The sequence below is a fragment of the Methylobacterium sp. J-026 genome (genome assembly GCF_022829585.1).
Taxonomy (GTDB): domain Bacteria; phylum Pseudomonadota; class Alphaproteobacteria; order Rhizobiales; family Beijerinckiaceae; genus Methylobacterium.
Genome location: NZ_JAKSYC010000240.1, coordinates 1 through 1,729, shown reverse-complemented (window position 1 = coordinate 1,729; position 1,729 = coordinate 1). Strand labels below are relative to the sequence as shown.

At 69.5% G+C, this 1,729-nt stretch carries 4 protein-coding genes and 1 pseudogene; 4 read left to right on the top strand and 1 reads right to left on the bottom strand.

Annotated features, from left to right (window positions below; translation table 11 throughout):
* Window positions 1-185, bottom strand: a pseudogene (locus MKK69_RS20910) (hypothetical protein); the annotation flags it as partial.
* Window positions 186-322: 137 nt separating this feature from the next.
* Between MKK69_RS20910 and MKK69_RS20905 the strand changes: the two are divergent.
* From MKK69_RS20905 to MKK69_RS20890, 4 genes are all read left to right on the top strand, one after another.
* Window positions 323-676 carry a hypothetical protein gene (locus MKK69_RS20905; protein ID WP_243971056.1) on the top strand — a complete coding sequence of 118 codons (354 nt, stop codon included), beginning with the start codon at window positions 323-325 and terminating at the stop codon, window positions 674-676.
* Window positions 677-773: 97 nt separating this feature from the next.
* Window positions 774-1,196, top strand: coding sequence for a DUF5681 domain-containing protein (locus tag MKK69_RS20900; RefSeq protein WP_243971054.1), 423 nt, complete (start codon window positions 774-776; stop codon window positions 1,194-1,196).
* A complete protein-coding gene (locus MKK69_RS20895) occupies window positions 1,193-1,408 on the top strand; it encodes a hypothetical protein (RefSeq protein ID WP_243971052.1) in 216 nt (71 codons plus the stop codon). The genes MKK69_RS20900 and MKK69_RS20895 overlap by 4 nt, the downstream gene beginning before the upstream one ends.
* Before the next feature lie 2 nt (window positions 1,409-1,410).
* Window positions 1,411-1,662, top strand: coding sequence for a hypothetical protein (locus tag MKK69_RS20890; protein WP_243971050.1), 252 nt, complete (start codon window positions 1,411-1,413; stop codon window positions 1,660-1,662).
* The last annotated feature ends 67 nt before the right edge of the window (window positions 1,663-1,729 follow it).

The window sequence follows — 1,729 nt, the reverse complement described above, 5'->3', positions numbered from 1 at the left end:
CGGCGCCACGACAATTGGCCCTTGCACGTCGGGCACTCGACGGTGCCGCTGTCGGCCGGGTCCGTGGCGATCGTCGCCATGATGCGGCGCAGAGGATCGCTCTTGGCCGGCGGGGCGAGGAACGCCGGCTGGAGCCCGGCCGCGATGCCGTTGGAGGCCGCGACTGCTGGCGTCGGGCGGACCACGCGCGGGGTCTGGCGGCGTGCGACGACCTGATGGGGGCCGTAGTCGGCGCCCGCCACAACCGCGCCGATGCCAGAACCGCGATCCTCCGCGCCGCTTCCGCTGATCTGCTCCCCGGCCTCGGCGGGAGGGCTCGGCCATGACTCCCCGCGAGCAGGCCGCCTTCACCGCCGGTATCGAGACCGCCCGTCAGATGGCGCTCGCCGCGGCCGTGACGATGGAGACCCGGGAGGACGCCCGAGAGGTTCGCCAGCAGGCCGCCGTCGCAGCGCTCCACGGTCTCGCGGCGGGGCTGCACGCGGCGTTCATCGCCCCGTCAGCCGAGACCGGTCCCTTGCACCGCATCATGGCGACGATCGCCACGGACCCGGCCGACAGCGGCACCGTCGAGTGCCCGACGTGCAAGGGCCAATTGTCGTGGCGCCGCGACAGCTACAACGGCCACCTGCACGCGCAATGCGAGACCGACGGCTGCCTGCGGGTGATGCAGTGACGGGCGCAGTCGTGAAACCTCATAGCGGGTGCTATCTATCATCCGCCTGTTTTCATCCTGATCTTTACAGGACAGCCAGCGACGGGACTGCCGCGTGATGCCTAAGGAAGAGGGCCAGTTCGAGCAGGGCAGGAGCGGCAATCCTGCCGGCCGCCCCAAGGGTGCGCGCAACCGCGCGACCGCGGCGCTAGAAAAGATCCTCGACGGTGACGCCGAGGCGATCCTGAACAAGGCCGTAGAGATGGCGAAGGACGGCGATCCGGTCGCCATGCGCCTATGCCTAGACCGGCTCATCCCCGTCCGCCGCGATCGCCCCATCACCTTCACGCTGCCGCCGATCGACAAGCCGGCAGACCTCACCCGGGCGACGCACGCCTTGATGCAGGGTGTGGCTGCCGGCGAGATCACGCCGAGCGAGGCCGCCGAGCTGTCGAAGCTGGTCGACGCGCACGTGAACGCCATCAAGACGGCGGACCTCGCCGAACGCCTCGCTCGGATCGAGGAGGGCGGGCTGTTATGATCGTCAACCTGGAACGCCGCATCCGGAAGATCGAGGCACAGCGCTTCGCGGCCGATCCCGCCCTCAAGGCCATGTCCGGCGATGAGTTGGCGCAGGCCCTGCGCGAGGCGTCCGACGACCCGGCCGACCACGCCTCTGCGGACTGGTTTCAGACCGGGTGTGAGGGGCCGCTGCCGCCTGGCGCTTTCGACAGCTTGCAGAGGAGCCTCTGACGATGACCACCAGCAGCATGGAGAACCGCCTTCGTCGGATCGAGGTCCGCCGCATCTTCAGGGGCGAGATCGCCAGCGCCAACGATCGGCAGCTTATGGCGTTCATCCGCAGCGGCTATGCCGGCTTGAGAGCCGAGCACGGCAGCCTCGCCGAAGCGGCTTGGCACCTGCGCGAGACCGGGGATGCTGGAGACGCCGCCCTCGCCACCCTGATCGAGGAAGACATCGGAGGCCCGGATGCGCGGTTCCATTGAGGCGCGGCTGGCCAAGGCCGAGCAGCGGTTCCGCCACCGCATCCAGGGTGTTCACCGCTACACCGAC